The organism is Mesorhizobium sp. M8A.F.Ca.ET.021.01.1.1 (genome assembly GCF_003998025.1).
Lineage (GTDB): Bacteria > Pseudomonadota > Alphaproteobacteria > Rhizobiales > Rhizobiaceae > Mesorhizobium.
Map to the genome: position 1 here is coordinate 1 of NZ_RZSJ01000732.1, position 2,637 is coordinate 2,637.

Sequence of the window (2,637 nt, forward strand, 5' to 3'; positions counted from 1 at the left end):
CGCCGGGCAGAGCAGCGACGACGCCCTCGCGCACCAGCACCCAACCGGCCCGTATGAGCCGGAATCCCGCGCTGACGGTGCTCATGGCCGCGTCCGCCCCACCGGTTCATCGAACTGGCGCAAGGCGCGTCGCGTGCAGGAGATGGGCGACGGCTTCAAAGCTTCCAGCCCGAATGCAGGGCCGCTATGCCGCCGGAATAGTTGCGGAAGGAGACGCGCTCGAAGCCGGCGCGGGAAATCATCGCCGCGAAGTTTTGCTGATTGGGGAATTTCGCGATCGATTCGACCAGATAGGAATAGGGCTCGCCGTCGCCGGTGACCATCTTGCCGATCTTGGGAATGGCATTGAACGACCAGGCTTCGTAGACCTTGTCGAGCAGCGGCATCTCGACCTCCGAAAACTCCAGGCACAGGAGGCGGCCGCCGGGCTTCAGCACACGGAACGCCTCACCCAGGGCCACGTCGATATGCGGGACGTTGCGAATGCCGAACGCGATGGTGTAGGCGTCGAAACTGGCGTCAGGGAACGGCAGTTCCTCGGCGTTGGCCTCGACGAAGTCGGTGTTGCCGGACAATCTCTTCTTTTCAGCCCTGTCGCGGCCGACGGCGAGCATCGAGCCGTTGATGTCGAGCACGGTGGCATGCGCATGGCCATGGCTGGCATCGACGATGCGGAAGGCGATGTCGCCGGTGCCGCCGGCAACATCGAGCACGCGCCAGCCGGCGCGCTTGGGCGGATTGAGCCAGGCGACCATGGCGTCCTTCCACAGCCGGTGCAGGCCGCCTGACATCAGGTCGTTCATCAGGTCGTAGCGGTTGGCGACCTTGTGGAAAACATCGTTGACCAGGGACTGCTTCTCGCCTTCCCCTACACGCTTGAAACCATAGGAGGTTTCCATGCCGCCGGCGGCCGTGGTTCTCTCAACTGACATTTTTTTGATCCGTCATAAAACCGGCGGGACCATAGCCGATCGATGATGCGGGCGCTATTGTTTAAGGCGCGGTGTTCAGCCGCGCTTCCAGGTGGTGGGTTTTCAAGACCTGGACTGACCGACGGGATGTTTGAATGCCTTTGAAAGCGGAACTGCACTGCCACATTGAAGGGGCAGCGGCGCCCGAGCTCGTCATCCGGCAGGCGCAGAAATACGGCAAGGATACCTCGCCTTATATCCAGAACGGTTCCTTCGTCTGGCACGATTTCACCTCCTTTCTGGCGGCCTACGACTTTTCCGCCGACCTGTTCCGGACCGAGGAGGATTATGCGCGGCTGGCCGACCATTATCTGACCAGCCTGGCCCGCGACGGGGCAATCTACTCCGAGGTGTTCACCTCGCCGGACCACGCGACGAAAGCCGGGCTGTCACCCAAGGCCTACACCGACGCGCTCGGCGAAGGCATGCTGCGCGCCAAGGCCAAGACCGGCATAGAGGGCCGCATGATCGTCACCGGCGTGCGCCATGTCGGCGTTGAATCGATAGAGCGGGCGGCACGCTTCGCGGCGCGCTGCGGCCATCCGCTGGTCACCGGCTTCGGCGTCGCCGGCGACGAGCGCATGGGCGACATGGAAGACTATGTCAGGGCGTTCGAGATCGCCCGCGAGGCGGGGCTCGGCATCACCATCCATGCCGGCGAACTGACGGGCTGGGAGACCGTCCAGGCGGCACTCGACCATATCCGCCCATCGCGCATCGGCCATGGCGTGCGCGCCATCGAAAACCCCGACCTTGTCCGGCGCATCGCCGACGAGGGCGTCGTGCTGGAGTGCTGCCCCGGTTCCAACATCGCGCTCAAGGTGTTCGACAGTTTCGCCGATCATCCGTTTCCGGCCCTGCAGGCGGCCGGCTGCAAGGTGACGCTCAACTCCGACGACCCGCCCTATTTCTGGACCTCGCTGAAGCGCGAATACGACATCGCCGCCGAGCATTTCGCGATGAATGAGAAAGCGCTCGCCGCGGTCACCAGGACGGCTATCGAGGCGGCTTTCGTCGACCGCAAGACCAAAGCAGCGCTTCTTGGCCGGCTGAACAGCGCCGCTCGCTGATTTCTTCCGACAAAGCTGTGGTCGATGCGGGCCAAGCGGTTCCTTGGCCGGTCCAATACCGCTAGGGTTCGCCCAAGCAGCTTGAAGCGCGACAGGTCCGAAAGGGTCCATGCGCGCGGTTTCGGGCGACACCGCATCAGGAGAACATCATGAAGGGCGTCACCGTCGTCGACCATCCGCTTGTCCAGCACAAGCTGACCATCATGCGCAAGAAGGAGACATCGACCGCCGGCTTCCGGCGATTGCTGCGCGAGATTTCGCTGCTGCTCGGCTATGAGGTGACCCGCAACCTCGAACTGACCACCACCACCATCGAGACCCCGATCGAGGAGATGGAAGCGCCGACGCTGGAGGGCAAGAAGCTGGTGTTCGCCTCGGTGCTGCGCGCCGGCAACGGCCTGCTCGAAGGTCTGCTCGACCTGGTGCCGGCGGCACGTGTCGCGCATATCGGCCTCTACCGCGATCACGAAACACTGGAGGCGGTGGAATATTTCTTCAAGGCGCCGAGCGATCTCGCCGACCGACTGGTGATCGTCGTGGACCCAATGCTGGCGACCGCCAATTCGGCGATCGCGGCGATCGATAAGCTGAAGGGG

At 63.5% G+C, this 2,637-nt stretch carries 3 protein-coding genes; 2 read left to right on the forward strand and 1 reads right to left on the reverse strand.

All coding sequences use genetic code 11. From position 1 onward, the window contains the following. Nucleotides 1-155: 155 nt before the first annotated feature. Nucleotides 156-932, reverse strand: a complete 777-nt coding sequence (gene ubiE, locus EOA36_RS33000) for a bifunctional demethylmenaquinone methyltransferase/2-methoxy-6-polyprenyl-1,4-benzoquinol methylase UbiE (RefSeq protein ID WP_127280961.1) — start codon at nucleotides 930-932, stop codon at nucleotides 156-158. Nucleotides 933-1,066: 134 nt separating this feature from the next. On the opposite strand from ubiE, the gene EOA36_RS33005 reads away from it, so the two are divergent. Then, nucleotides 1,067-2,041, forward strand: a complete 975-nt coding sequence (locus tag EOA36_RS33005) for an adenosine deaminase (protein WP_127280962.1) — start codon at nucleotides 1,067-1,069, stop codon at nucleotides 2,039-2,041. Nucleotides 2,042-2,190: 149 nt separating this feature from the next. Further along, nucleotides 2,191-2,637 (forward strand): uracil phosphoribosyltransferase (upp, locus tag EOA36_RS33010; protein ID WP_127280963.1); only part of this gene is annotated, 447 nt, incomplete at its 3' end.

Excerpts from the sequence above, each read along its gene's own strand:
- ubiE (WP_127280961.1), bottom strand. The coding sequence starts at position 932 with ATGTCAGTTGAGAGAACCACGGCCGCCGGCGGCATGGAAACCTCCTAT.
- EOA36_RS33005 (WP_127280962.1), top strand. The coding sequence starts at position 1,067 with ATGCCTTTGAAAGCGGAACTGCACTGCCACATTGAAGGGGCAGCGGCG.